Source organism: Shewanella vaxholmensis, assembly GCF_031932135.1.
Taxonomy (GTDB): domain Bacteria; phylum Pseudomonadota; class Gammaproteobacteria; order Enterobacterales; family Shewanellaceae; genus Shewanella; species Shewanella hafniensis.
Window position 1 is genome coordinate 79,050 of record NZ_JAUOEV010000009.1, and the last position, 26,336, is coordinate 105,385.

At 46.2% G+C, this 26,336-nt stretch carries 20 protein-coding genes and 3 tRNA genes; 11 read left to right on the forward strand and 12 right to left on the reverse strand.

Translation table 11 applies throughout. The features are described 5' to 3' along the window. Positions 1–82 precede the first annotated feature (82 nt). Together Q4Q46_RS10020 and Q4Q46_RS10025 are read right to left on the reverse strand one after the other, a co-directional pair. Positions 83–1,417: a glutamine synthetase family protein gene (locus tag Q4Q46_RS10020; protein ID WP_311905874.1), complete on the reverse strand. Its 1,335-nt coding sequence runs from the start codon at positions 1,415–1,417 to the stop codon at positions 83–85. Between the two features lie 310 nt (positions 1,418–1,727). Next, positions 1,728–3,110: a Na+/H+ antiporter NhaC family protein gene (locus Q4Q46_RS10025; RefSeq protein WP_311891111.1), complete on the reverse strand. Its 1,383-nt coding sequence runs from the start codon at positions 3,108–3,110 to the stop codon at positions 1,728–1,730. A gap of 775 nt (positions 3,111–3,885) precedes the next feature. Here Q4Q46_RS10025 and Q4Q46_RS10030 point away from each other — a divergent pair. From Q4Q46_RS10030 to Q4Q46_RS10040, 3 genes are all read left to right on the forward strand, one after another. Further along, the gene (locus tag Q4Q46_RS10030) at positions 3,886–5,100 is read left to right on the forward strand and encodes a pyridoxal phosphate-dependent aminotransferase (protein WP_006081570.1); all 1,215 of its coding nucleotides are present in this window, start codon (positions 3,886–3,888) and stop codon (positions 5,098–5,100) included. Positions 5,101–5,347: 247 nt separating this feature from the next. After that, positions 5,348–5,935, forward strand: a complete 588-nt coding sequence (gene yfbR / locus Q4Q46_RS10035) for a 5'-deoxynucleotidase (protein ID WP_220776450.1) — start codon at positions 5,348–5,350, stop codon at positions 5,933–5,935. A 25-nt stretch (positions 5,936–5,960) separates the two neighbouring features. Then, the gene (locus Q4Q46_RS10040) at positions 5,961–7,310 is read left to right on the forward strand and encodes an anti-phage deoxyguanosine triphosphatase (protein ID WP_311891112.1); all 1,350 of its coding nucleotides are present in this window, start codon (positions 5,961–5,963) and stop codon (positions 7,308–7,310) included. Between the two features lie 185 nt (positions 7,311–7,495). Here Q4Q46_RS10040 and Q4Q46_RS10045 read toward each other — a convergent pair whose 3' ends face one another. Genes Q4Q46_RS10045 through zwf form a run of 4 tightly spaced genes read right to left on the reverse strand, consistent with a single transcriptional unit; the run spans position 7,496 to position 12,174 of the window. Continuing rightward, a complete protein-coding gene (locus Q4Q46_RS10045) occupies positions 7,496–8,137 on the reverse strand; it encodes a bifunctional 4-hydroxy-2-oxoglutarate aldolase/2-dehydro-3-deoxy-phosphogluconate aldolase (protein ID WP_311891113.1) in 642 nt (213 codons plus the stop codon). A 20-nt stretch (positions 8,138–8,157) separates the two neighbouring features. Beyond that, a complete protein-coding gene (gene edd / locus Q4Q46_RS10050; RefSeq protein ID WP_028759996.1) occupies positions 8,158–9,984 on the reverse strand; it encodes a phosphogluconate dehydratase in 1,827 nt (608 codons plus the stop codon). 9 nt (positions 9,985–9,993) lie between these two features. After that, positions 9,994–10,692 (reverse strand): 6-phosphogluconolactonase, encoded by a 699-nt coding sequence (pgl, locus tag Q4Q46_RS10055; protein ID WP_006081565.1) that lies wholly within the window; start codon positions 10,690–10,692, stop codon positions 9,994–9,996. A gap of 9 nt (positions 10,693–10,701) precedes the next feature. After that, complete coding sequence (gene zwf / locus Q4Q46_RS10060; RefSeq protein ID WP_106650437.1) at positions 10,702–12,174, reverse strand: glucose-6-phosphate dehydrogenase; 1,473 nt, start codon at positions 12,172–12,174, stop codon at positions 10,702–10,704. Positions 12,175–12,486: 312 nt separating this feature from the next. Between zwf and Q4Q46_RS10065 the strand changes: the two genes are divergently transcribed. Together Q4Q46_RS10065 and pyk are read left to right on the forward strand one after the other, a co-directional pair. Next, a complete protein-coding gene (locus tag Q4Q46_RS10065; RefSeq protein WP_106650436.1) occupies positions 12,487–13,341 on the forward strand; it encodes a MurR/RpiR family transcriptional regulator in 855 nt (284 codons plus the stop codon). Positions 13,342–13,527: 186 nt separating this feature from the next. Next, positions 13,528–14,967: a pyruvate kinase gene (pyk, locus tag Q4Q46_RS10070; RefSeq protein WP_311905875.1), complete on the forward strand. Its 1,440-nt coding sequence runs from the start codon at positions 13,528–13,530 to the stop codon at positions 14,965–14,967. 267 nt (positions 14,968–15,234) lie between these two features. Here the strand turns inward: pyk and Q4Q46_RS10075 are convergent, their stop codons facing one another. Continuing rightward, positions 15,235–17,514: an acyl-CoA dehydrogenase gene (locus Q4Q46_RS10075; protein WP_311905876.1), complete on the reverse strand. Its 2,280-nt coding sequence runs from the start codon at positions 17,512–17,514 to the stop codon at positions 15,235–15,237. A gap of 16 nt (positions 17,515–17,530) precedes the next feature. Next, positions 17,531–18,169: a TetR family transcriptional repressor PsrA gene (gene psrA / locus Q4Q46_RS10080; protein WP_006081559.1), complete on the reverse strand. Its 639-nt coding sequence runs from the start codon at positions 18,167–18,169 to the stop codon at positions 17,531–17,533. A gap of 220 nt (positions 18,170–18,389) precedes the next feature. On the opposite strand from psrA, the gene Q4Q46_RS10085 reads away from it, so the two are divergent. Beyond that, the gene (locus tag Q4Q46_RS10085) at positions 18,390–20,255 is read left to right on the forward strand and encodes a M2 family metallopeptidase (protein ID WP_311905877.1); all 1,866 of its coding nucleotides are present in this window, start codon (positions 18,390–18,392) and stop codon (positions 20,253–20,255) included. A 100-nt stretch (positions 20,256–20,355) separates the two neighbouring features. Here the strand turns inward: Q4Q46_RS10085 and smrA are convergent, their stop codons facing one another. Further along, the gene (gene smrA, locus Q4Q46_RS10090) at positions 20,356–20,946 is read right to left on the reverse strand and encodes a DNA endonuclease SmrA (RefSeq protein WP_311905878.1); all 591 of its coding nucleotides are present in this window, start codon (positions 20,944–20,946) and stop codon (positions 20,356–20,358) included. Positions 20,947–21,064: 118 nt separating this feature from the next. On the opposite strand from smrA, the gene Q4Q46_RS10095 reads away from it, so the two are divergent. After that, positions 21,065–21,640 carry a DUF4440 domain-containing protein gene (locus tag Q4Q46_RS10095; protein ID WP_106650430.1) on the forward strand — a complete coding sequence of 192 codons (576 nt, stop codon included), beginning with the start codon at positions 21,065–21,067 and terminating at the stop codon, positions 21,638–21,640. 129 nt (positions 21,641–21,769) lie between these two features. Beyond that, positions 21,770–22,297, forward strand: a complete 528-nt coding sequence (locus tag Q4Q46_RS10100; RefSeq protein WP_311905879.1) for a YchJ family protein — start codon at positions 21,770–21,772, stop codon at positions 22,295–22,297. A gap of 18 nt (positions 22,298–22,315) precedes the next feature. Here the strand turns inward: Q4Q46_RS10100 and Q4Q46_RS10105 are convergent, their stop codons facing one another. The 3 genes from Q4Q46_RS10105 to Q4Q46_RS10115 form a co-directional block, all read right to left on the reverse strand. After that, entirely contained in the window at positions 22,316–24,499 is a 2,184-nt protein-coding gene (locus Q4Q46_RS10105) for a putative bifunctional diguanylate cyclase/phosphodiesterase (protein WP_220776443.1), read from the reverse strand. Between the two features lie 251 nt (positions 24,500–24,750). Next, positions 24,751–25,038, reverse strand: coding sequence for a DUF406 family protein (locus Q4Q46_RS10110; protein ID WP_006081553.1), 288 nt, complete (start codon positions 25,036–25,038; stop codon positions 24,751–24,753). Between the two features lie 208 nt (positions 25,039–25,246). Next, the gene (locus Q4Q46_RS10115) at positions 25,247–25,735 is read right to left on the reverse strand and encodes a VC2046/SO_2500 family protein (RefSeq protein WP_106650426.1); all 489 of its coding nucleotides are present in this window, start codon (positions 25,733–25,735) and stop codon (positions 25,247–25,249) included. Between the two features lie 125 nt (positions 25,736–25,860). On the opposite strand from Q4Q46_RS10115, the gene Q4Q46_RS10120 reads away from it, so the two are divergent. The 3 genes from Q4Q46_RS10120 to Q4Q46_RS10130 all read left to right on the forward strand — a co-directional run bounded on the left by Q4Q46_RS10120 (position 25,861) and on the right by Q4Q46_RS10130 (position 26,270). Beyond that, positions 25,861–25,945, forward strand: a tRNA-Tyr gene (locus Q4Q46_RS10120). A gap of 71 nt (positions 25,946–26,016) precedes the next feature. After that, positions 26,017–26,101, forward strand: a tRNA-Tyr gene (locus Q4Q46_RS10125). 84 nt (positions 26,102–26,185) lie between these two features. Further along, positions 26,186–26,270: transfer RNA gene (locus Q4Q46_RS10130), tRNA-Tyr, on the forward strand. Positions 26,271–26,336: the final 66 nt, after the last annotated feature.

Sequence of the window (26,336 nt, forward strand, 5' to 3'; positions counted from 1 at the left end):
GCGTGATTTGTGGGATGTATTTATGTCGAGTCACTCAAGGAAATAAGACGTTATCCAGCAACATCCCTTCAGCAAATAAGCACTAGCATTGCGGCCCTAAGAAACGTCGCTCCCAAGCACCTATCTCACTCAAATAACTTTGAAACTCAATCTCCTTCACCGACACAAAACCCGTGACAAAATCATCCCCGAGTAAGCGCCTTGCCGAATCACTTTGGCGCATTTGCGTTAATGCAGCGAGAAATGTCTGCGCTAAGTCATGGCTGCTCTCATAAGCACTACCGGTTTCTGGCGCGCTGGGTGCGAGTCTTTCTTCCATTCCCGCAAGACCCGCAGCCAAAGATGCGGCAATCATCAGATACGGATTAGCATCGGCGCCCGCAATGCGATTCTCTAGCCGTCTCGCCACCGGCGCACTCAATGGCACTCGTAAACCTGTTGTGCGATTATCGACGCCCCAGCTTAAATTAATCGGCGCTTGGCTACCGGAAATGTAACGTCGGAATGAATTGATATTAGGTGCGAATAACAACATTAAATCAGGTAGATATTTCTGTAATCCGCCGATGTAATGGTGAAAACGTTCGCTGTCACTACCATCAGCATGGCTGAAAATATTGTTGCCTTTATCATCGACGACACTTTGATGTAAATGCATAGAACTGCCGGGTTGGCCCGCTATGGGTTTCGCCATAAAAATTGCATTCAAGCCATGTTTAATGGCAATTTCTTTCGCCGCATATTTAAACATAAAGGTTTGATCTGCAAGAGCCAACGGATCGCCATGCACTAAGTTAATTTCATATTGCGATAGCCCCATCTCATGGATCCAAGTATCACCTTTGATCCCAATCGCATCGATGGCGGCATTAAACTCATCCCAAAATGGCGCGAGTTCATTGAGCATATTCATGCTAAACGCGGATTGACCATTTTCAGCTCGGCCACTTTTTGAAATGGGCGCCTGATACGGCACACTCGGATCGGTATTGGCTTCAGTCAGATAAAACTCAATCTCAGGGGCCACCACGGGCGTTAACCCAAGGGCTTGGTAACGGGCCAACACATTTTTTAAAATAGAACGCGGCGCAAATGGGCATAAATTGCCATCGAGCAACACACAGTCATGGATGGCAAATGCGCGCGGCACTGTGCTCCAAGGGATCATTTTTAGGGTACTGTAATCGGGGACTAATAGGAGATCAGGGTCGGCATCAGGGAAAATAGGATCGTAGGAATATTCCCCAGTAATCGCCTGCATCGAAATCGCTTGGGCAATACGTAACTCAGCCCCCTGAGCAAAGCTTCGGGCTGGCATGAGCTTCCCCCTTGGATAGCCTGAGATATCGGGGAATAAACATTCGACATCACGTATAGTGCCGTGCTGGAAAAACGCAGTAAGAAGGGTTGAGTCCATTTGATTCGTTTGCCACTAATGTTGAAAATAACACCATGAAGGATGCAAAGTATAATCAGGCTTTGATTTGAAAAGCTACATGGCAACGATGAAATATGTAAAATATAAATGACAATTCCGTAAAATATAATTTGACATCGTCTAAAGTTCTCCCTTCAAGAGTGGAATCGCCTTCAACCTAGTTCAAGCCTAATCACTTTGCCTCATTTTTGATTCACTTTAGCCGCCTAACCCAATGACGGCAGACATAAAAAAACCAGCCGCAGCTGGTTTCTTATATTAATGGTGACTGGTTCGACAGTGGCTTAGGCTATGCAATCACAATAAAGCCGATAAATGCGATTACTGCTGCAATAAGCGCGTAAGGTAACTGAGTCACTGCATGGCTCACTAAGTTACAACCTGAGCCTTGTGCGGCCAATACGGTTGAATCTGAGTAGAAGCACGCTTGGCTACCAAATGATGATGCCGACAACAAGGCACCAATCACTAATGGGATATCCGCGCCCACCGATTGCGCTAATGGCATCACGATAGGAATGGTCACCGCAAAAATGCCCCAGCTCGAACCCGTCGCAAACGCGAGGATCGCCATGGATAAAAACACCACAGCAGGCAGCAATTTAGGCGTCATAAACGGGCTTAAGGATTCAATCACGTACTGCGGCAGTAATAACTCATCGCATACGTCCTTAAACACAAATGCCGCAATCACAGTGCTAATCGCCGGTAACATGCTCTTAAAGCCATCAATCATCTGGTCCATCATCTCGGATAACGGCATCAAACGCTGCACAGCATAATAAGGGATAGTGATGACTAAAGTCGCCAGCAAGCCTTTCCACACGTCGATATCAAAGTACACGGTAAAAGCCACTAACAAACCAATCGGCACTAAAAAGTTATGCAGTTTGCCATGATTATCGGCGTGCTTAAATTCCTCTTCGATGGCTTTAACCGCATATTCGTCCGAGGTTTGCACTTGGTCAAAATCCACTTGAGCTTCTGCTGGCTCGCCTTGGGCGGCGCGCAGCTGCGCAGTTTTCATCGGGCCAATGGCAGGCACTATGCCGAGTACTACAAGTAGCACCATAGCCACGGCTAACCAAGCGTAAAGCATGTAAGGAATCGCTTGCATGTAGACAGCAATGCCCTGACCTTCGGCCGCAACACCGTTATCGACCAATAACCCACCAAAGAATACTGCCCAAGTCGATAATGGCACTAACACACATACAGGCGCGGCAGTGGAATCCACGACATAGGCGAGCATCTCACGGGACACTTTAAATTTATCCGTTACACGCTTCATGGTTTCACCCACGGTCAGCGCATTGAGATAATCATCAATAAAAATCACGATCCCAAGAATAAACGTCATCAATAGGGAAGATTTGGGTCCCTTAGCAAATCTCAGTGCATTACGACCAAACGCTAATGCGCCGCCGGTGCGGACCAAAAGCGCAATCAGCGCACCAAAACCACCACACACCAGAATCAACCAACCTATGGTTTCATCGGCCATGACCTTCAATGACACACTGGCAAAATTGTTTAAGACTTGACTGGGATCGAGTAACAGGAAACCGGTTACCGCACCTATGATCAGAGATAAAATGGGACGGCGTAACCAAATAGCTAACACCAATACCACCAAAGGTGGGATGAGACTTAACGCTGTCGGTTCAGACATGCACTTAGGTCCTCTAAATAAATCGCCTAAAAGGCAAATGGTTTTAGAATAACGTCTGAAATCAATATGATTCAGAACGTCAACACAGCTGCTTCATGATGACTAACCCTGAAGATAAAACCCGCTAATTGCTTGCTATCTGAGGTGCCTTGCCAAAAACATCGCGCAGAAAATAAAGCGCATCGAATATTGAGTCAACTATAAATTTAACTTGCTAGAAAATAATTTTAACGGTCGCAGACAAAACCAACATAACACTTTAAATTTAAAGCATTTTAACTCAATCGCAACGAAACCGTTAATGATCCTATTAGCTTAATAAGCATTCAATAAATATGCCTATTTATCACAAGGTCATATACAGTTTGCATAAGTTGATCTTATCGAGGAACTGTAATTAAAAATCAATCATTAAGCTTTTGCTAAAATACAATTTTCCCCGACTAAGATTTATAGGACGAACAAAGGAAACGAAATAACCGTCAACCACTGAAAATGCATTTCTGTTAAGCGTGATTATTTTCTTCTTACATCTAAAAAACACGTAAAGCAGGTTTTATTTACCACCATCGACAGTCTAACGCTCTTTAAATAATATAAAAATCAGAATATAAAACTTGTTCTTATTTCATTAATTGACTGTTAAAGCATATTTAACTAAGTAGTTTTTATAAAAAAAGTCCCATTCTGTGCAGTTCCCCCCTTTCATCTACAGTGAAATTTCGTTATGGTGCGCTAACTTAAGCCAAAACTTTATGCATGTTCCGAGGTGTAAATGCGCCCTATCATCAAATCCAACAAGCTGGATAGCGTTTGCTATGACATCCGCGGCCCAGTGCACAAGGAAGCCAGACGTTTAGAAGACGAGGGTCATCGGATCCTCAAACTTAACATTGGTAATCCGGCACCCTTCGGTTTCGAAGCGCCTGAAGAAATTGTGCGCGATGTGATCCTTAATTTACCCAGTGCCCAAGGCTACTGTGAGTCAAAAGGATTATTCTCTGCCCGCAAGGCCATAGTGCAGCATTATCAAGCCCAAGGGATTTTTGGTGTCGATATCGAAGATATCTATATAGGCAACGGCGTCTCAGAACTCATTATGATGGCGATGCAAGGTCTGCTTAACACCGATGATGAAATTTTAATCCCCTCACCTGACTATCCACTGTGGACGGCGGCGGCCAATCTCGCTGGCGGTAAAGCGGTGCATTATCGTTGCGATGAAGAAGCGGACTGGTTCCCCGATCTCAACGACATTAAAAGCAAGATTTCATCGCGTACCCGCGGTATTGTGCTGATCAACCCGAACAATCCTACGGGCGCGGTTTACAGCAAAGAATTACTGCTGCAAGTGGTTGAGCTTTGCCGTGAACACAGTTTGATTTTATTTGCCGATGAAATTTACGACAAAATTTTGTATGACGAAGCCAAGCATGTTCCTGCTGCTGGCCTGTCGGACGATATTTTAACTGTTACCTTCAATGGTCTATCAAAGGCTTATCGCGCAGCGGGATTTCGCGTCGGTTGGATGATGTTGTCTGGCAATCTTAAAGCAGCGAAGAGCTATATCGAAGGTTTAGAGATGCTGTCCTCGATGCGCCTGTGTGCAAACGTGCCCAATCAACATGCGATTCAAACCGCGCTCGGCGGCTATCAAAGTATTAACGAGCTGATATTACCTAAAGGTCGCCTGACAGTTCAACGGGATGCCTGTTACGAATTGCTTAATCAAATCCCGGGCGTGAGCGTGAAAAAGCCTAAGGGCGCACTCTATGCTTTCCCTAAACTGGATATGAAGAAATTCAATCTGCGGGATGATGAGCGCTTAGTGCTGGATTTACTCAGAGAAAAGAAAATTCTGTTAGTGCACGGCACCGCCTTTAATTGGCCTGAGCCCGACCATTTGCGAGTGGTTTTCTTACCCTATAAAGAAGATCTGAAAAAAGCATTTACCGAGTTTGGCGCCTTCCTCGAAAACTATCGGCAGTAGGTTTAGCCTCAGTTAACGGTTTGAGTCATAAAGCGATCCGAGTGGTCGCTTTATTTTTAGCGATTTGTACAAAACCTCCCGCTCATGCTCACGTGTCATCCAAGGCTGTGATAATCTAACACTTCATTAGCGTCAATACTGCTTATTCAACTCGTGTCACGTCTTCCATTGCAGCTTGTCGCCTTTCTATTCACTCATTAGCAGGTAAACCATAAGTTATATACTTGGTCACTTTTACAGGAAAACTATGAGTCACTTATTTGCCCATTTAGCTCGAATGAAACTTATCCAGCGCTGGCCTTTGATGTACAACGTTCGCACTGAAAATGTTCAAGAACACTCGCTGCAAGTTGCCATGGTGGCCCATGCACTGGTGATCATCAGCAATAAAAAGTTCGGCACGACGCTCTGTCCCCATCAAGCCACAAGTCTGGCGATTTTTCACGATGCCAGTGAAATCCTCACGGGTGACTTACCGACGCCGGTGAAATACTTCAACAAAGAAATCGAAGCCGAGTATAAAAAGATTGAGGCGATTGCTGAGCAGCGCATGCTGGATATGGTGCCAGAGGAATTTAAAGCAGATTATCGCAGTCTGTTCATCAGTGATTACGCCGATCCCGTTTACAAGACAATAGTGAAATCGGCTGATACTCTGTGCGCCTATCTTAAATGTCTTGAAGAAAACCGTGCGGGCAACAGTGAGTTCAATACCGCCCGTAAGCGCCTCGAAGACATGTTGGCGACAAATCCTGACCCCGCCGTACAGTATTTTATGAACTGCTTTGTGCCCAGTTTCACCTTGAATTTAGACGAAATTAACAAGATGCTTTGATTTTCCACTCTCGCTAGGAATGCATATGACTTCAAGTGTTTGGCAAGAACGCCGTCATGGTGAAGATAAACAACGGCGTAACGATCACCGCAGCCCTTACCAAAGAGACAGGGCGCGTATTCTCCACTCGGCCGCCTTTCGCCGCCTGCAGGCCAAAACGCAAGTGCTCGGCGTTGGCATGAATGACTTCTATCGTACTCGATTAACCCACTCACTTGAAGTCTCGCAAATTGGCACCGGCATAGCCGCGCAGCTTAGACGCAAATATCCACAGCATAAGCAGCTGCTTTGCTCTATGAGCCTATTAGAGTCCCTGTGTTTGGCCCACGATATTGGTCATCCTCCCTTCGGCCACGGCGGCGAAGTCGCATTGAATTACATGATGCGCGACCACGGCGGCTTTGAAGGCAATGGCCAAACTTTTCGAATTCTCTCTAAGCTTGAGCCCTATACATTAGATTTCGGGATGAACTTGTGTCGGCGTACCATGCTGGGGATTTTGAAATACCCCGCGCCGCACTCGCAGCTGTTTGTCGCGGGTGAGCATAACGATATCAGCAACCATAGGCAGCTCAAGCCGTCACAATGGCCGCCGGTTAAGGGCATTTTCGACGATGATAACGACATCTTCGCTTGGGTACTTGAGCCTTTATCTGAGGCAGACCGCAGTCGTTTTACCTCGACGCAGCAAGGTTCACACCCCGCCCTGCACCACTATCCGCATCTGCGCACTCAGTTTAAATCCTTCGATTGCTCGATTATGGAACTGGCAGATGATATCGCCTATGCAGTGCACGATCTCGAAGATGCGATTGTAATGGGCATAGTCACAGCATCCCAGTGGCATCAGGATGTGGCGCCAACACTCACAAACAGCGGCGATGCATGGATACGACAAGAGCTTGCTGATATTGGCAATAAGCTGTTCTCCCATGAGCATCACCTGCGTAAAGATGCTATAGGCACACTCGTTAATGGCTTTGTCACCGCGATTGTTATCTCAGAAGATGACGTGTTTGAAGAACCATTATTGCGCTTTAATGCCACCTTAGAGCCCGAATTTGCCATTGCGCTCAATGTGCTCAAGCAACTGGTTTATAAATATGTGATCCGTAAACCTGAGATCCAAATGCTCGAATATAAAGGCCAGCAGATTGTGATGGGCTTATTCGAAGCCTTCGCTTCCGATCCTGAGCGTTTACTGCCACTGAACACCCAAGAGCGCTGGCGTGAAAGTGAGCAACAAGGCTTAAACAGTCACAGAGTTTTAGCGGACTATATTTCAGGGATGACAGATGAGTTCGCGGGGCGACTGTATCAACAGTTATTTAGCCCCAAAGCCGGCTCAAATGTTGAACTGAGTAAGGAAATGTAGCCAAGCAGACATTGCGCTGCCCGACTTGCTATAAAGCCAGACCGTTTGTAAATGTGCGAATTTCTATAAAAGCTAAACTTTCTATAGCGCCCGCTGTCACAGACATTCTTTATCAAAGACGAAAGATGAAAGACAAAAAACCACCTTGCGGTGGTTTTTTATTTTGTCACTATTTCAAGCTCAATTTATAAAGCGTCAATGGCATCTTTACAAAGTTGAGTGATACGATCCCAATCGCCGTGTTCCATTGCATCCGTTGGCGCAATCCAGCTACCACCAATACAATCGACGTTTTTCAGCGCTAAATAATCTTTATAGCTGCTTGGCGTAATGCCACCTGTTGGGCAGAAGCGAATATCCGCAAGCGGTCCTGAGAAGGCTTTCAGCGCATCCACGCCACCTGAGGCTTCAGCTGGGAAGAATTTAAAGTGGGTGTAACCGAGCGCCATACCCGTCATCACTTCTGAAATACTCGCAACACCAGGGATCAATGGTACAGGACCATGCATACCCGCTTTGAGCAGTTCAACTGTCGCGCCTGGGGTGATAATAAATTGCGCACCAGCGGCAATCGCAAGATCTAGCTGAGCTTCGTTTAAGATAGTACCCGCGCCCACTAAGGCCTCTGGCACTTCTTTGGCGATTTTCGTGATAGCTTCAAGTGCGCAAGGCGTACGCAAAGTCACTTCTAACACGCTAATGCCGCCGGCAACCAGTGCTCGCGCTAATGGCACCGCATGTTCAATCTTGTTAATCACCATCACAGGAACAATAGGGCTGCGTTTAAAAATATCTTGTGGCTGTAGTGACCAGTTATTCTCAAGCATTGCGTTATTCTTCCTTTGTATTAATAAAGTTCATCGATGGCATTAGTACAACGCGCACCAGTTTCTGGACTACTTAGATTTGAACGTAGCGCACTAAATAACTCGCGGCCCATGCCATAACGTGAGCGATGTAAATCCACTATTCCCGCTGCTCTGGTGGCAAGTTCAGCTTCAGATACAAGCAGGCTCAGTTCGCCTGTTAACGCATCGACACGGATCAAGTCGCCATCTTGGACTTTGGCAATTAAACCGCCATCTAAGGCTTCTGGCGTCAAGTGAATGGCCGCAGGGACTTTACCCGACGCGCCAGACATACGACCGTCGGTCAGCAGCGCGACTTTAAAGCCTTTGTCTTGAAGCGTTCCCAATAGTGGGGTTAACTTGTGCAGTTCTGGCATACCGTTGGCTTTCGGGCCTTGACCTTTAACCACCACAACACAATCTCTATCCAGAGCACCGGCTTGGAACAAGGCATCAAGTTTGTTTTGATCGTCAATCACCACTGCGGGCGCTTCAACGACACGATGTTGTTCTTGTACTGCTGACACTTTGATCACAGCGCGGCCTAAGTTACCTTTGAGTAATTTTAAGCCACCGTTGCCTTGGAAAGGTGATGCGACTGACGTTAACACTTCAGTATCTAAGCTAGTCGTTGGACCATCGACCCAGCGCAGTTCACCGTCGAGCAGCCTTGGCTCTTGGGTATAACGGCGTAAACCAAAACCCGCAACGGTATTCACATCTTCATGCAATAGACCCGCATCGAGCAATTCTTTGATTAAGTACGCCATGCCACCGGCAGCGTGGAAATGGTTGATATCGGCGTGACCGTTTGGATACACGCGCGCCACTAATGGCACTGCATCGGATAACTCAGAAAAATCATCCCAGTTCACGATAATACCGGCAGCTCTAGCAGCGGCGACGATGTGCATAGTCAAGTTAGTAGAACCGCCAGTAGCCAAAAGTGCCACAATGCCGTTAACCACAGACTTTTCGCTGACCACTTCACCGATTGGGGTATATTGGGTACCCATTTCGGTTAAACGACACACTTGCTTAGCCGCCATCTTGTTTAAGGCTTCACGCAGTGGATCATCAGGATTTACAAATGACGAGCCAGGTAACTGCAGACCCATCACTTCAAGCATCAGCTGATTCGAGTTTGCAGTGCCGTAGAAAGTACAGGTTCCTGCACTGTGGTAAGACTGGGCTTCTGCTTCAAGCAGCTGCGCGCGATCCACTTTACCTTGGGCAAATTGCTGACGAATACGGGCTTTTTCTTTGTTCGGGATACCTGATTTCATCGGCCCAGCAGGCACGAATAACATAGGTAAGTGACCAAAGCTTAAGGCGCCGATAAGCAAACCAGGAACGATTTTATCGCAAATGCCGAGCAGTAAAGCGCCATCAAACATGTTGTGAGACAAGCCCACAGCCGTTGCCATAGCAATCACTTCACGACTCAGTAAGCTCAATTCCATACCGGGTTGACCTTGAGTCACACCGTCACACATGGCCGGAACACCGCCCGCCACTTGTGCAACACTGCCGACTTCCTGACAGGCTTTTTTCAGCAATTCAGGATAGCTTTCATAGGGTTGGTGCGCAGATAACATGTCGTTAAATGCCGTCACTATGCCGATGTTAGCCTTATTCAATTGACGCAATGCATTTTTGTCGTCTGGATTACAGGCGGCAAAACCATGGGCTAAGTTGCCACAGCTCAATGAGCTACGGTGTACACCATGGTTACGGGCATCATTCAATGCGGCGAGATAACCTTCACGTGACGCTTTGCTACGGGCAATAATTCTGTCGGTAACAGCTTGAACTACTGAGTGCATCTTGACTCCTTAAGCGCTCCAGAACACATCAACGGGCGTTTTACGCTGCGCTAATACGGCTCTGATAGGCATAGCATGGACATCATCACTTTCTAACGCTTGACGATATACGGATAATTTCTGTTCCCCAACCAAGTGCAGATAAATTTGTCTGCTGTTCAGAATCGCACTCTTAGAGAGCGTTATTCTGCCGTGGGGCGCTGTGGTGGGGTTAGTCGCCACGCACAGGGCTTGGGTTGTGAGCGCATTTTCAAGCTCAGCGCTACAGGGAAACCAAGAACAAGTATGACCATCGTTACCCATGCCTAATACCACCACATCAAAAGGACGAGGGAAATTAGACAAAGACTCGGCGGCCATATCGGCGCCCGCTTCTGCGGTCGAAAACATGTTTTTTAAACCGCGGAATTTGGCATTCGACGCACGGTTCTGTAATAAATGTTCACGCACTAGACGTTCATTAGAAGCATCGGCGTCGGCTTCAACCCAGCGCTCATCGGCAAGCGTGATATAAACATCACTCCAATCGATGGACTTCATGCTCAATAGTTGAAATAACTTAAGCGGCGTCGAACCACCGGAAACCACTAAGCTCGCTTTTCCGCGGGCATCGACGGCTTCCTGTAACTGGCTTGCAATCTTGCTAGCCAGTTGCTGTTCTAACGCACTTGGCGTATCGAAAGATTTGAATACGGTTTCTTTAATCATCAAAGTCTCCTACTCGTCCCACGAACGGCCATCTTTGGTGATCAAAGCAACTGACGCAACTGGACCCCAAGTACCCGCAGGATAAGGTTTTGGTTTTTCGTTGCTTTGTTCCCACGATTGGATAATGCCATCCACCCAAGTCCATGCCTGCTCGACTTCGTCGCGGCGCACGAACAGCGCTTGATTACCGAGCATTGCTTCGAGTAATAGACGCTCGTAGGCATCGGCGATACGTTCATTTTTGAAGGTATCGGAGAAGCTCAAATCGAGTTTAGTGGTTTGTAGACGTTGTTTTTGCTCCAAACCTGGCACTTTGTTCATCATCTGGATTTCAACCCCTTCATGGGGCTGCAGACGAATAGTCAGCTTGTTAGGTGGCAGATTACGGTAGCTTGAGCGATACAAGTTATGCGGTGGGTTTTTGAAATACACCACAATTTCAGAGCTCTTAAACGGCATACGTTTACCGCTGCGTAAATAGAAAGGCACGCCCGCCCAACGCCAGTTGTCGATATCCACACGAATCGCCACGAAGGTTTCTGTGTGTGATTGAAGGTTAGCGCCTTCCTCTTCTAAATAACCCGGTACTGGGCTGCCCTTTAAGAAGCCTGCGCTGTACTGACCGCGTACGGTATTTTCATACACATTGTCAGAATTAATCGGACGCAGTGATTTAAGCACTTTGACTTTTTCATCACGAATGCTGTCAGCGTCTAAGTTGACCGGTGGATCCATAGCAACGAGCGTTAACACTTGTAGCAAATGGTTTTGGATCATGTCGCGCATCTGACCCGCTTTGTCGAAGTAACCCCAACGGCCTTCGATACCCACTTCTTCTGCGACTGTGATCTGGACGTGGTCAATCGTACGGTTGTCCCACTTAGAGGCAAATAAAGAGTTAGCAAAACGCAGTGCAATCAAGTTCTGTACGGTTTCTTTACCTAAGTAATGGTCGATACGGTAAACCTGACGTTCTTTGAAGTAAGCGGAAACTTGATCGTTGATAACGCGAGAAGAGTCTAAATCTGAACCGATTGGCTTTTCGAGTACCACGCGTGAATCTGGGTGAATAAGATCTTGCTCGTGCAAACAACGGCAAATGTCACCGAATATCGCAGGTGGCGTAGCAAAGTAACTCACCATGACACGCTCTTCTGGTTTGAGCAGTTCATGGAAGGCACTGTAGCCCGCTGAATCGGTAAAGTTAGTGCCTATATAGTGACAGCGGGACAGGAAACGTTGGAGAGTCTCTTCGCACAAAGGCTCTTTAACGAAGGTGTTTAAGGCAAGCGTGACTAATTCGATAAACTCTTCTTGAGTAAACTCATCTTTCGCGACACCGATCACTTTCGTATCTTTATCGAGAAGTTCAGCTTTATCTAGCTGGTATAAAGAAGGTAACAACTTGCGTCGTGCCAAATCGCCTTTAGTACCAAAGAGTACGAAGTCACAAGCTTTGGCGCCTGATGTTGTTTTGCCCATTGCGTTACGATCTCCTTTGTATGTCGTGTCCCTTCATGTCGATGAAGAAATCCACACTTTTGTTGTAATATAACAACAGAATTTGTTAAATGCATCTATTTTTATAAATATTAACATTCTTGCTAACTAGGCACTTACAGCATAAATCTGATATGCTTTTTGTGCTTAAATTACTGAAGCTAGTAAAGTCTTATTTCAAAATTGTACTGAAAAGTTACTACAAAGAGTCTCTTTGTGGGCCGCCGGCCTTGATCTGTCACCCACAAAACTAAAAAAATAAAATTACATTCTCAATTTAGCGGACATACGCGTATGAATACCCTAGAAAAGGTTCAAAAAAGCCTCACCCATTTTAGTAAATCAGAACGCAAAGTTGCAGAGGTGATCTTAGCATCACCACAGACAGCTATACATTCTAGCATCGCCACACTGGCTAAGATGGCAGATGTCAGTGAACCTACTGTGAATCGTTTCTGTCGCCGCTTAGATACTAAAGGCTTCCCTGATTTTAAGTTACATCTAGCGCAAAGTCTCGCTAACGGTACTCCTTATGTGAGCCGCCATGTTGAAGAAGATGACTCACCAGAATCTTACACGACAAAAATCTTCGAATCTTCAATGGCTTCGCTTGATACCGCACGTCAAAGTTTAGATATTTCAGCCATAAACAAAGCGGTTGATATACTCACTCAAGCTAAGACTATTTCCTTTTTTGGCTTAGGAGCCTCCGCTTCTGTTGCCCATGACGCACAAAATAAATTTTTCCGCTTTAATGTGCCTGTCATCTGTTTTGACGATGTTCTAATGCAACGCATGAGCTGCATAAACAGCAATGAAGGCGATGTTGTCGTGTTGATATCCCACACTGGTCGTACTAAGTCATTGATTGAGATAGCGCGTTTAGCGAGAGAAAACGGTGCTGCTGTAATTGGTATTACTGCCCGCAACTCACCGTTGTCGATGGAATGTACACTGCCAGTGACAATGGAAGTACCAGAAGATACCGACATGTATTTGCCTATGGCCTCGCGTTTAGCCCAATTAGTCACTATAGATGTATTGGCAACGGGCTTTACCTTACGTCGAGGTCCACGTTTCCGCGATAATTTGAAACGCGTAAAAGAAGTGTTAAAAGAGTCTCGCATCAATAAAGATCCGATACTGTAACTCACTTCCTTTTCTAAAAATGGCTAGCGTTGATCCTTTACCTAGCCATTTATCGTGCAAATATCAGCGATACCTCACAAATTTCATACATAACTTTAGATCATTTTGATTGTAACTTTACTACATAATCTGGAATTGCATGGTAATATAGGCCCAAGATTTTTTTAACTTTAACGGAGTATCCTTATGTTCCGCAGAACCAAAATCGTCACCACTCTAGGTCCCGCTACCGATCGTGATGATAATCTACGCCGCATCATCGCGGCAGGTGCAAACGTTGTACGTCTTAATTTCTCCCACGGTTCCCCAGAAGATCACTTAAAACGAGCGACTCAAGCGCGTGAAATCGCTAAAGAGTTGGGCGTTCATGTGGCTATTCTGGGTGACTTACAAGGTCCTAAAATCCGTGTTTCTACTTTCAAGGACAATAAGAAAGTACAACTGGTATTAGGTCAAGCCTATGTACTTGATGCCGAGTTAGCCAAAGGTGAAGGCGACGAGACACAAGTGGGTATCGATTACAAGCAATTGCCAGACGATGTGACTGTTGGTGATATCCTGATGTTAGATGATGGCCGTGTTCAATTACGCGTTGAGCGTGTTGAAGGCCGTAAAGTGCATACCACAGTGACTGTGGCAGGCCCTTTATCTAACAACAAAGGTATTAACAAGCAAGGCGGCGGACTTTCTGCTGCTGCGCTAACCGAAAAAGACAAAGCTGACATTTTGACTGCGGCAATGATCCAAGTGGATTATTTAGCCGTGTCTTTCCCGCGCAGTGGTGCTGATTTAGATTACGCCCGTGATCTTGCCCGTCAAGCCGGTTGCAATGCCTTGATCGTGGCTAAAGTTGAACGCGCTGAAGCCGTTGCGACCGATGCGGCTATGGACGATGTGATCTTAGCATCTGACGTGGTTATGGTTGCCCGTGGTGACTTAGGTGTTGAAATTGGTGATGCTGCGCTCGTTGCGGTGCAGAAGAAGTTAATCGCCCGCTCACGTCAACTGAACAAAGTCGTCATCACGGCCACTCAGATGATGGAATCGATGATTTCAAGCCCTATGCCAACCCGCGCCGAAGTAATGGACGTGGCAAACGCTGTGCTTGATGGTACCGATGCTGTGATGTTATCAGCTGAAACCGCTGCCGGTGACTTCCCAGAAGAAACCGTTAAGGCAATGGCAAACGTGTGTGTTGGCGCAGAATCTCACCCAAGTGTGATTGTGTCTAAGCATAGATTAGATGTGCGTTTCACTTCAGTTGAAGAAACGATTGCACTATCGACTATGTATGCGGCTAACCACCTTGAAGGTGTTAAGGCGATTATTGCTTTGACTGAATCAGGTGCGACACCACAGTTGATGTCACGCATCAGTTCTGCACTGCCGATCTTAGGTTTATCACGTCACGCAACAACCCTAGCCAAAATGGCCTTGTACCGCGGCGTGTTACCCATCTACTTCGATTCAACTATCCACCCAGCCGATGAGCTAGCGCAAAAAGCGTTAGAAGCATTAACAGCTGCAGGTTATTTGAACAGCGGTGATATGGTGCTGATGACCAAAGGCGATGCAATGGAAACGATTGGCGGCACTAACACCTGTAAAGTGTTGATCGTTGCTTAAGTTACTTAAGCTTCTTCTAACAACTAAAGCGCGTTAGAAAAAAGCCAATAAAAAACCACCTTATGAAGGTGGTTTTTTTATATCTGCAGTTCTCTGTAAATGCTGTTATCTGTAAGTGCTGATTTCAGTTGGTGCTAATTTGTCTTTCTCTCATTGCTGAGGGAAATCTAAGCGGCCCTATCGCCCAAGCGGAGTAATCATTAAACTTAATACCACTTAGACCAGAGCGCACTAACATTAAACGCTAACATCAAACACTAGCAATCACTATAACGCTTCGAAATCATTCACATTAATTGCCGCTAAGCGCAGCTTATCAGCATGCTGCAATTTCTGCTCTTCATCGGCAGTGATAACGCCTGTCTCGAGGGCTTTTGCAAACAAGACGAGATTAGGCACTTTGGCTGGCAATTCACCGGCACGCTGCGCTTTCTTCAGTTTTTTATAGATATCTTTACAGGCATATTGCGCAACAAATGCTTGCTCAACTTCGGCAATACCGCCCTTATCTCCTTCAAATTCAGGACATAGGAAGGTAATACGGTCACGAGCAGGACCAGGCTTCAACATGCCGCCGACTAAATCGGTCGCCATTTTGTCGCTCGGTGCATTGAAGTGATTACCCAGCGGGAAGATTAAGCCGCGCAGTAACCATGCCACAGGACGGCTCGGGAAGTTACGAATCGTATCTTCCAGTGCTTTCGCCGCTAAGTGCAAACGATTGGCCATAACGTAATGTACTGCAGGCAAATCGTCCTGTTGACGGCCATTGTCTTCAAACAACTTCAAAGTTGCAGAACCTAAATACAGCTGGCTGAGCACATCGCCCATACGTGCCGACAACATTTCTTTGCGTTTTAAATCGCCGCCCATGATCAGCATAGATAAATCTGTCATTAAGGCTAACGCAGACGAAATACGCGACATATCTTTATAGTACTGCTTAGTTTCACCGCTCACTGGCGCACTGCCAAAACGGCTACCGCTTAACGCGCTAAACAGAGCACTGAACGCATTGCGTGTGGCATAACCCATGTGGCCCATTAATAGCGCATCAAAACGCTCTAAGGCTTCATGTTGGTTTTCCATCGCAGCAGCTTCCATTTCGGCAAGCACGTAAGGATGGCAGCGAGTCGCACCTTGACCAAAAATCATCAAGGAGCGGGTTAGAATATTCGCGCCTTCGACAGTGATCGAAATTGGATTCGACATATAAGGGTGGCCTAAATAGTTTTTAGGTCCTAATTGAATGCCCTTACCCGATTGAATATCCATGGCATCGTTCATCACTGAACGGCCTAACTCAGTCATGTGGAACTTAGCAATCGCAGTCACAACCGAAGGTTTCACTTTAAGATCGATACCCGTAGTTGTTAAACGACGCGCAGCTTCCAACTGATAAGTGTTGGCAATAATACGCGCAAGCGCTTCTTGCACCCCTTCAAACTGGCCAATCGCCATACCAAACTGATGACGCACGTAGCTGTAAGCCGTTGTCGTCTTTGTCGCCATGTGACCAGACGCCGTTGCCAATGCTGGCAATGAAATACCGCGGCCCGCCGACAAACACTCAACCAGCATACGCCAGCCTTTACCGGCAAATTCAGGGCCACCGATAATCCAATCCAGCGGGATAAATACTTCTTTGCCTTGAGTAGTACCGTTCATAAACGCCATGCCCAGCGGATTATGACGACGACCAATCACCACACCAGGATGATCCGTTGGGATCAACGCACAGGTAATGCCTAAGTTTTTCTTATCACCAAGCAAGCCTTCAGGATCGCGCATTTGGAACGCTAAACCCAAAACCGTCGCCACTGGCGCCAGCGTGATGTAACGTTTATCCCAAGTCAATTTTAGCCCGAGCATCTCTTCGCCATTGAAGGTATCACGGCACACAATACCCACATCGGGGATAGCGCCGGCATCACTGCCCGCTTCAGGACCGGTTAATGCAAAACAAGGGATTTCATCGCCTTTAGCTAAAGCGGGTAACCAGCGTTCTTTCTGCTCACTCGTACCATAGTGGGTCAGCAGCTCACCCGGGCCTAAAGAGTTTGGTACCATTACTGTAACAGCAGCGCTTACGCTGCGGCTGGCTAATTTGCTGACAATGGTAGAGTTAGCATAGGCAGAGAAAGCTTTACCACCGAATTTCTTCGGAATGATCAGGGCGAAGAAACCTTCTTTCTTGAAGTATTCCCACAACTCTGGTGGTAAATCTTTACGGTTATGCACTATGTCGAAATCATCGATCATCGTCAGTGCTGTCATCACTTGATTATCGATAAAGTCTTTTTCTTCAGCGGTCAGCGTCGGTTTGCCGTAGCTGTGCAAGGTATTCCAGTTAGGATTTCCGCGGAACAACTCCCCTTCCCACCAGACATCACCGGCTTCCATCGCTTCGCGCTCGGTATCTGAAAGTGGCGGTAAGACCTTCTTGAAAAAACTAAAAACTGGGCGGGTAATAAACTGCATCCGGATATTTTTCACCGCAAACAACACGACAATGGCTATCAGGGCAAGAATTATAATCGTCAACATTATCAAGACCTTTTAATTAAGAAGAAACGGGGACTGATACGCCAGCCGCCATGTATGGGATCACTTTACGGATCACGGCTTCGATGTCGTTATGCTCACCAAACTCAGCAGCAGCGATATCGTTTAGGGCATCGGCGGACGCCATAGTGAATACGATAGTGCCTAAGGTAAAGTGTAAACGCCAAAACATTTCAGCGGGTGGAATATGTGGCGCACTGGCCGACACGGCTTTAACAAAAGCATCGAGATGCTGGCCGTAATGGGTAGTGATAAACCAACGTAAATGCCCTTGGCTTTCGATATAGCCACGGCCTAAAAGCTGCAGGAAGATCGTGGTGCCTTCGGTACGTAGCGCGTTTAAATCCAATAAAGGATCGACCAGCGAAGACAAAATTTCTTCGAGTGTTGCTTGTGCTGGCGCGGCATTTAAGCGATTAATTTGGTTTGAAGCCGCAGGCATAAACACGTCTAAATAACGCGCTAATACTGCACGGATCAGCTCTTTTTTAGAACCAAAGTGATAATTGACCGATGCTAAATTCACCTCAGCCTTACTGGTGATGAGTCGCAACGAGGTCTCAGAAAAGCCCCGTTCGGCGAACAGTTTTTCTGCGGCATCAAGTATTCTAGTTTTTGTATCGGATCGACTTGCCATTCCGTGACCTTGAATTAATTTAAAACACTCGTTTAAATTAAACATTGGCACCACGGATGTCAAACTAAAATTGGACAAATTCGCCGCTTTCTAGCCGGCATTCAAGCCGTATATGGAACATCTGCGAAATAAGTGTGACCAACAAGCCCATTAACCCTTGTGCAATACACCTTAGCTTTAGGTAAACTGTGTAACACAAAAACAACAAGGACAAGTAGACATGGTTATTTCATTGAATCGTCGCAGTAAAATCGCCCTCACAGTCGCCTTAGCGCTGGGATTAACAGCCTGTAATGATGCACAAAGTAAAACAGACAAGCCTGCTAGCACTGAAGCGGCGGTCATCAATGCCACGCCTAATAAAGTACAAGCGATTGCTTTTATTAACGATGCTGAAGCCAAAATGGCTGAATTATCGATTGAATCTAATCGCGCCGAGTGGATTTACAGCAACTTTATTACCGATGACACTGCTGCCCTCTCTGCCGCAGTCGGTGAAAAGGTCAGCGCAGCGTCAGTAAAATTTGCAACAGAGGCGGCTAAGTACGCCAATGTGGACCTCGATCCCGTTAATGCTCGCAAACTCAATATATTGCGCAGTGCGTTAGTGTTACCCGCCCCGCTCGATCCTGCGAAAAATGCCGAGCTTGCACAAATAAGCTCGGAGTTAAATGGCTTATACGGCAAAGGAAAATACTGTTTTGCCGACGGTAAGTGTATGACCCAGCCTGAGCTATCGAGTTTAATGGCCGAATCACGTGATCCCGTTGCATTACTGGAAGCGTGGAAAGGCTGGCGTGAAATCGCCAAACCTATGCGCCCCTTGTTTCAACGTGAAGTGGAACTGGCCAATGAAGGCGCGAAGGATCTCGGTTATGCAAACCTGTCTGAGCTATGGCGCAGTCAATATGATATGAAACCCGATGATTTTTCACAGGAACTTGACCGTCTTTGGGGCCAAGTCAAACCCCTTTATGAGTCCTTGCACTGCTACGTACGCGGTGAGCTCAATAAAGAATACGGCGATAGCGTCGCACCGACCACAGGACCTATCCCTGCACATTTACTCGGTAATATGTGGGCCCAGCAATGGGGTAATGTGTATGACTTAGTCGCCCCTGACAATGCCGACCCAGGTTACGATGTCACTGAATTACTGGCAAAAAATGGCTATGACGAGCATAAAATGGTGAAACAAGCCGAAGGCTTCTTCACGTCGCTAGGATTTGCGCCATTGCCAGAAAGTTTTTGGGCACGTTCTCTATTCGTTCAACCAAAGGACCGTGATGTGGTTTGCCACGCCTCGGCATGGGATCTCGATAATCTCGACGATATTCGCATAAAAATGTGTATCCAAAAGACCGCCGAAGACTTTAGCGTGATCCACCACGAACTTGGACATAACTTCTATCAACGCGCTTACAAGCAGCAACCATTCCTGTTTAAAAACAGTGCTAACGACGGTTTCCATGAAGCGATTGGTGACACGATTGCGCTGTCGATCACCCCAAGCTACTTAAAACAGATTGGTTTACTTGAAGAAGTGCCTGATGTCTCTAAGGATATTGGGCTTTTACTGAAGCAAGCTTTAGATAAAATCGCCTTCCTGCCCTTTGGCTTGATGATAGATCAGTGGCGCTGGAAAGTGTTTAGCGGCGAAATCACACCAGCGCAATATAACCAAGCTTGGTGGGATCTGAGGGAAAAATACCAAGGCGTAAAAGCACCGACTGAACGTAGTGAAGCAGATTTTGATCCGGGTGCTAAATACCATGTACCAGGCAATGTACCCTACACCCGTTACTTCCTAGCACATATTTTGCAATTCCAATTCCATCAAGCGCTGTGTGAAACTGCAGGTGATAAAGGTCCGGTACACAGATGCAGTATTTATGGTAATCAAGCAGCGGGAGAGAAACTCAATAAGATGCTCGAGTTAGGCTTAAGTAAACCTTGGCCAGAAGCATTGAAAGAAGTCACCGGCAAAGAAGCTATGGATGCCAAAGCTGTGCTCGATTACTTCGCGCCACTTAAAACATGGTTAGATGAGCAAAATACCGCGGCTAATCGCCAATGCGGTTGGTAATCATGAGTTAAACCATCGCCAAGTTGTATAAAACAAAATGCCCAACGAGATTGGGCATTTTTATTCGAGACTTTTTATTTCATACACGGCCTGTTTTGGTCTAACGCCAGCCTATGCCTTTACGATTGGCTTCACGGTTCTCAAGCTTTAGCTGTTCAGACTTAGTTAACATCACATACAGCGCCCCAGTGCCGCCCTGCTCCGTTTTCGCCGAATGATAGGCCAGCACCATATCAAGCAGTGATAACCAACAACACACAGCGGACTTAAGTAATCCCGCAAAGGGTTGGCTCTGATAACCTTTACCGTGGATCAACATCACACACCGCTCACCGTGCGCCTGCGCTGCCAGTAGATAGTTGAGTACGGCCTCGCGAGCTTGATTAAGCCGATAGGCATGCACATCGAGCTCCATCTTGATACTGTATTGCCCCATGCGTAACCGCTTGAAAACGCCGCCTTGTACCCCTTCACGTTTAAAGCTGACAATGTCATCCGGCGCTTGCTGCACAAACACTTTTAAATCCAGCGGCATACACGTTAAATAAGCTTCCCTTTGTAAGGCATCACGTCTGTGGATTTGTTCCGCCGTTAACGCTTTGGGCGCAAAACTCACCACAGGCACCTCGCCTTTCAGTGGTACAACTCCGGCCATTTCCTCAAAAAACAGTGCTGATTCATCATCCAGCATGGCAAGCTCCTTTACTTCACACTCTTGTACAGAAACACACTTTGTAATCATTCAAGGCTTTAGTTCAGCGGGCGGCTCCATTATAGTGACGCCATGATTGCCAGATTAGAATAAAGTAATGAAATTTTTGCCGCTAGTCCTGATGTGCCTATTGTCGCTGCCAAGCTTAGCCAATCCAGCTAAAACGCATACAAAATCCACAGATGATCAATTGATCAATGCTAATTATCCTTTATTTATTAGCGCTTTTAATCAATTATCCCCTGAAGTGACCCGTGAAATTTATGCCGATGATGCGAGCTACTTATCTGAGAGTCAAAGTAAAGAGATTTACTATGGACGAGATAATATCGTTGCGATTTACAAGAAATTTTTCGATAAAATCCGCGCTAAGAAAGCCACTATCGACGTGGATTTCCGCATTACTAAACGTAAAATTATCGGCAATGGTGCCATAGATACTGGCTATTATTTAGTTCGATTTTATCCCGCACAAGAAACGGGTGAACCTGTGAGTGAATTTGCAGGCAAATTTGCCATTGGTACAGAAAAGGTCTCAGCGACTCAGTGGAAAGTAAGTTTAGACACCAATAATCGTGCAGAACCTAGCTATTATCTAAATGCGAAACCTGTGCCTAATTTGTATTATGGCCGCCAGTTCCCGCCTTTGCCTGTCGGTAAAAAATTACCCTAAGTTTTGTGCTGACGATATTTAACGCATTCAGATACATACTTAATGCATTAAAATGAAAGTATAATGCGTTAGAATAAAAGCCTAATTTATTTAAATAAATCATCATTTAATCGATATAGCAAAGAAAACATGATTACAACTGAACAAAGCTGCCCCTGTGGCAGTAGCAAACGCTATCAAGATTGCTGCAATCCACTGCATATTCATGTCGATTCTGGGCAAGTCATTGCGCACACGCCCGAGCAACTCATGCGCTCACGTTACTGCGCATTTGTGTTGAAAAATTTTGATTATATTTTAAAGACACATCACCCCGAGTATCTAAACGGTCTCACCCTAGCGAGTCTTAATACTGGCCCTCACCCACATTGGCTAGGACTAGAAGTACTCAGCAGCAGTGAAGCACCCGCCCACAACTCTCAAGCTGCGAATCAAGCAATCGCGGAACCAAGACATGGCAATGTGACATTTAAGGCTTGGTACACACTCGAAGGTGAAATTGATGCTATCTATGAACGTTCGGAATTCATCTATCAAACGGGTCGATGGTATTACAGCCAAGGCCTGCAAATGACGGCGAAGTTACCCGGCAGAAATGATCCTTGCGTTTGCCATAGCGGTAAAAAATTCAAACAATGCTGCTTAAAATCCCTCTGATTTAACAAGTACACCAGTCTAGTGGGTCAAGACCGAAGGGCTTTTGGCCGACAAAATAAATTGTGCAAACTCAGGCTCCCGCAATGCGGGGCTATAGAGATAACCCTGCGCCTGATGGCAAAAACTTTTCGCTAAAAAGGCTTCTTGTTCAAGGGTTTCAACCCCTTCTGCCGTCAAGGAGATATTCAAGGCACTCGCCATGGCGATAATGGCTGAGACAATTTCGCGGCTTTCGCGGCTCACAGTCAGATCTGAAATAAACGACCGATCAATCTTAAGTTTACTGATCGGGAACTGCTTCAAATAACGCATTGAGCTATAACCCGTGCCAAAATCGTCAATCGCAAGCCCTACGCCTAATTCCGCTAATTCTTGGCATAACAGCGTCGCGTGGCGAATGTCGCCCATCAACTCAGTTTCAGTGATCTCTAAAATTAACGTCTTAGGTTTCAATCGATAACGAGTCAACAGCTGCCACACCTGCTCGAATAAATTGCCACTGAAAAACTGACGGGCCGACACATTCACGTGCATTGTCATGTCCGCATTATGGTGTTGCCATAGGTTCAACTGGCGACATGCGGCCTCTAACACCCAGCTACCAATGGAATTAATCATCCCCGACTGCTCGGCAATGTCGATAAAAGATGCGGGAAATAGCACGCCCCTTTTAGGATGGTGCCAACGGATTAAAGCTTCAGCACCAATATAGGTATTCTGCTCTAAATCCCTCAGTGGCTGATAATAAAGCTCAAACTGACGGCCACGAATGGCACTGTGTAAATCGCGCTCTATCTGCGCATCTTCTTTAAATGCGCTCAACAAAGTACTGTTAAACACTTGGATTGCAGTGCCTTTTTTCTTTTTAGCATACTGCACTGCAATATCGGCACAGGTTAACGGCGCAAACAAACTCGCCACCGAGGCGATATCAACCACAGCTAAGGCAGGCTTAGGCTCGACTTGCTCGCGACCGATTAAGATAGGCATAGCCAGATGCTGATACAGACGCGTACTAAAATAGTCGAGATCGTATACCGCGTTATCATCGGTCAACAATACGGCAAATTCATCGCTGCCGACGCGGGCAATTTCGGTGGCTTTATTGATTTCGGAGAAATGTTTCAAACGGCGGGCAATTTCTATCAACAAGCTATCGCCATTCTCATGACCATAGGTATCGTTAAACCGCTTAAATCCTACTAAATCAACTAATAACAACAAACCTTTATTGGTACGTTCAAGCACTCGATTAAAGTGGGTGCGGTTATGTAACCCCGTTAATCCACAGCGCCAAGCGAGGCGTTCAAGCTCTGACTTGTAGTTGTGCTCATCGGTATTTTCTTCACACGAGACCAAGGCATAATGATTGCCGCGATCAGTAATGAATTGACTCAAGACGTATGTCAGCCAATAGCGGCTGCCATCGGCACGACTAAACTGCACTTCGCCTTTGGCAATCTCGCCCCTAAATATCTGCGCTAGGGTTTGCTCGGCTAATTGGGCATGCTGCTTAAAAAAAGCCAATTCACGGATATTTGCGCCGATTATCTGCTCACGGGGCATGCCGGTGATTTCACTGTGTGCCTGATTCACATACTCGACTTTTTCAGTATGCAAATTAATGAGCATACTGATCTGTCGCGATTGCTCCGTCGCGCAGCGAAATAGGCTCAAACTTTCTTCTTTGTCGTAGCTGTGTTTTGTCGCTAAGGTCAGGGCTAATTGATCGGCCATCTGGCACGATAGGTGGATTTCGCTGTCGTGCCAATGGGGAGTGAATTGCGCCCGCTCGATGCAGAGCACACCTTCGAGACGACCATTAATGCGAATGGCGATGTCGAGAGTTGAATTGATGTGCCGCGGGATAAAGTAGCACTCTGCCAATTCACTTAAACGGGGATCGGTCAGGGCATTGCCGGCATCGATATGGCGCAGGGTTTTAAGCTCGTGCACATAACGGGGACAAGCTTGTAATAGTTTAGGCCTATGAATGTCTTGCAACATCATAGAACCAAATTGTGCAACGAGTGTTTGGGTTTGTTGATCAGCTGAAAACGTCCACACTGACACCAAAGAAACCGCTAAATTCTGGCACAACAACTCTGTGGCTAACTCTGCTGTCTTGGTGAAATCGCCCTGCTGTTTTGCAGTTGACTGAACCAAAGACTCCAATAAATGCTGATGCTGACGTCGCTTCACGCTGATTCCCTACAAAACTTCGTGTTGGGCTAAAGGTCTTTGCTACGCGCAAAAGTACCTTGAAATGTGCAATTAAGCTGATTGAATTATTCTTATTTGGAGGCAGATTACACTATCTATTGTAAGTGCAGCAACATGTGGCACAATTTATTACAATTCAGTTAACAACTGCAGCATTTTTAGACAGTTAAAACGATTAAGCTCGAATTCTATCCGCTAAAATCTATCCACTAAAAGTGCTGCACAAAAACTTATAAACCGTTTTCCAATTGGAAAATCATTTTCTCGGCGCTCACACCAAAGGTCAGCAGTAAATCGATACCCGCTGCCGTGGTCACAAACTCAGTTTGTACTTCAGCAAATCGAGCTTGGGCGCGGCTCGCCATACTTTCGGCATCTGTTTGCGCGCTATCGCCAACAAAATTTAACGTCAATAACGTATCATGTTCATCAATGACGGCGCCGATATCGACAAAACTGCCACAATCGGTGCAAGTATCATTCACTGCCGGATTCTGTGCTTCTATTATGCCTTTCATCTGTATTCCTTATTTATAAAGCGACTGATTAACGGCATCACTAAACTATGCCGCTAATTTATTTGCGCGGTAAGTGGGTAACTCGATAGGTTAATCAGAATTATAGGTAATTAAGCCTCAAGATAACTGGCTTTAGCTCACGCTTATTTACTGAAATGGCGCAGATTGACGCTATTGGTATTGTAGAGGACTTGCTGGAAATGGGTAACTAGGCGGAAGCGAGCAGAGGCACGAGATTACGTTGGATTGCCAATTGATCGGCAAAATGCATGATTTCAACCTTAGGCGCGCTGAGTTGGCCCCGCTGCCTGAGCTGGGTGACATGATCACAGTTACTCAGGGCCTCGGCCATTGCAACGCTCTCACCGCCTCGGATCACTAAGGCTTCCGGTCGTAGTGCCTGCTGTAATTGAAATGCCCGCGGACCTTGCGCCATAAAAATACTGCTGTTATCGACTACAGGTTCGGCTGAGGATAAATCCGCCATTAAGCTTTGCTGTGGTGGTAATTCGAACTGACGCTGTAATTTTTGCGCCATATCGAGATCTTTTTGCCATTGAAATTGCGCCATGTCCCGTGCGTCAACCGACAGTAACGACAGCAACAGGGCGAATTCGCCCCGTCTGTCGTTTTCTATCGCCGCATTTAAGCGGGTGCCAATTTGGGCTTCGTTGACTAAAGGAACATCAATTTGCATAAAAAAACATCGTCAAAACAATTCGTTGTTAGTTAATCGACCATTTGATGCATAACTTTAGGAAAATTTTTAAATTGGGTATTTACATGCAAAAGGTTTCTGACTACTATGGCGGCCGCAATTGAGGAGGGGTTCCCGAGTGGCCAAAGGGATCAGACTGTAAATCTGACGGCTCAGCCTTCGAAGGTTCGAATCCTTCTCCCTCCACCATTTGCACTGTAAGTTTGTGAGTGTTGTTCGAAAATGATGTAGAGTTTTACAAAAGCGTTAAAGGTATTCGTGGAGGGGTTCCCGAGTGGCCAAAGGGATCAGACTGTAAATCTGACGGCTCAGCCTTCGAAGGTTCGAATCCTTCTCCCTCCACCATCTTTATCTCTAACGCAGATAATCATTTTCAAGTATCAAACATGGCCAATGTTTGGTTCAGCTTTAAAAGTAAAGAAAGTTTGTGGAGGGGTTCCCGAGTGGCCAAAGGGATCAGACTGTAAATCTGACGGCTCAGCCTTCGAAGGTTCGAATCCTTCTCCCTCCACCATTTCTTTCATTGTCTATACCGCTCTTGTTCAACTTCCGTTTTTTCTATTCCAGTTTTATATGCCAT

What these genes read in the sequence shown, in the direction of transcription:
- Q4Q46_RS10020 (WP_311905874.1), bottom strand. Translation starts at nt 1,417, where the DNA reads ATGGACTCAACCCTTCTTACTGCGTTTTTCCAGCACGGCACTATACGT.
- Q4Q46_RS10025 (WP_311891111.1), bottom strand. Translation starts at nt 3,110, where the DNA reads ATGTCTGAACCGACAGCGTTAAGTCTCATCCCACCTTTGGTGGTATTG.
- Q4Q46_RS10030 (WP_006081570.1), top strand. Translation starts at nt 3,886, where the DNA reads ATGCGCCCTATCATCAAATCCAACAAGCTGGATAGCGTTTGCTATGAC.
- yfbR (WP_220776450.1), top strand. Translation starts at nt 5,348, where the DNA reads ATGAGTCACTTATTTGCCCATTTAGCTCGAATGAAACTTATCCAGCGC.
- Q4Q46_RS10040 (WP_311891112.1), top strand. Translation starts at nt 5,961, where the DNA reads ATGACTTCAAGTGTTTGGCAAGAACGCCGTCATGGTGAAGATAAACAA.
- Q4Q46_RS10045 (WP_311891113.1), bottom strand. Translation starts at nt 8,137, where the DNA reads ATGCTTGAGAATAACTGGTCACTACAGCCACAAGATATTTTTAAACGC.
- edd (WP_028759996.1), bottom strand. Translation starts at nt 9,984, where the DNA reads ATGCACTCAGTAGTTCAAGCTGTTACCGACAGAATTATTGCCCGTAGC.
- pgl (WP_006081565.1), bottom strand. Translation starts at nt 10,692, where the DNA reads ATGATTAAAGAAACCGTATTCAAATCTTTCGATACGCCAAGTGCGTTA.
- zwf (WP_106650437.1), bottom strand. Translation starts at nt 12,174, where the DNA reads ATGGGCAAAACAACATCAGGCGCCAAAGCTTGTGACTTCGTACTCTTT.
- Q4Q46_RS10065 (WP_106650436.1), top strand. Translation starts at nt 12,487, where the DNA reads ATGAATACCCTAGAAAAGGTTCAAAAAAGCCTCACCCATTTTAGTAAA.
- pyk (WP_311905875.1), top strand. Translation starts at nt 13,528, where the DNA reads ATGTTCCGCAGAACCAAAATCGTCACCACTCTAGGTCCCGCTACCGAT.
- Q4Q46_RS10075 (WP_311905876.1), bottom strand. Translation starts at nt 17,514, where the DNA reads ATGTTGACGATTATAATTCTTGCCCTGATAGCCATTGTCGTGTTGTTT.
- psrA (WP_006081559.1), bottom strand. Translation starts at nt 18,169, where the DNA reads ATGGCAAGTCGATCCGATACAAAAACTAGAATACTTGATGCCGCAGAA.
- Q4Q46_RS10085 (WP_311905877.1), top strand. Translation starts at nt 18,390, where the DNA reads ATGGTTATTTCATTGAATCGTCGCAGTAAAATCGCCCTCACAGTCGCC.
- smrA (WP_311905878.1), bottom strand. Translation starts at nt 20,946, where the DNA reads ATGCTGGATGATGAATCAGCACTGTTTTTTGAGGAAATGGCCGGAGTT.
- Q4Q46_RS10095 (WP_106650430.1), top strand. Translation starts at nt 21,065, where the DNA reads ATGAAATTTTTGCCGCTAGTCCTGATGTGCCTATTGTCGCTGCCAAGC.
- Q4Q46_RS10100 (WP_311905879.1), top strand. Translation starts at nt 21,770, where the DNA reads ATGATTACAACTGAACAAAGCTGCCCCTGTGGCAGTAGCAAACGCTAT.
- Q4Q46_RS10110 (WP_006081553.1), bottom strand. Translation starts at nt 25,038, where the DNA reads ATGAAAGGCATAATAGAAGCACAGAATCCGGCAGTGAATGATACTTGC.
- Q4Q46_RS10115 (WP_106650426.1), bottom strand. Translation starts at nt 25,735, where the DNA reads ATGCAAATTGATGTTCCTTTAGTCAACGAAGCCCAAATTGGCACCCGC.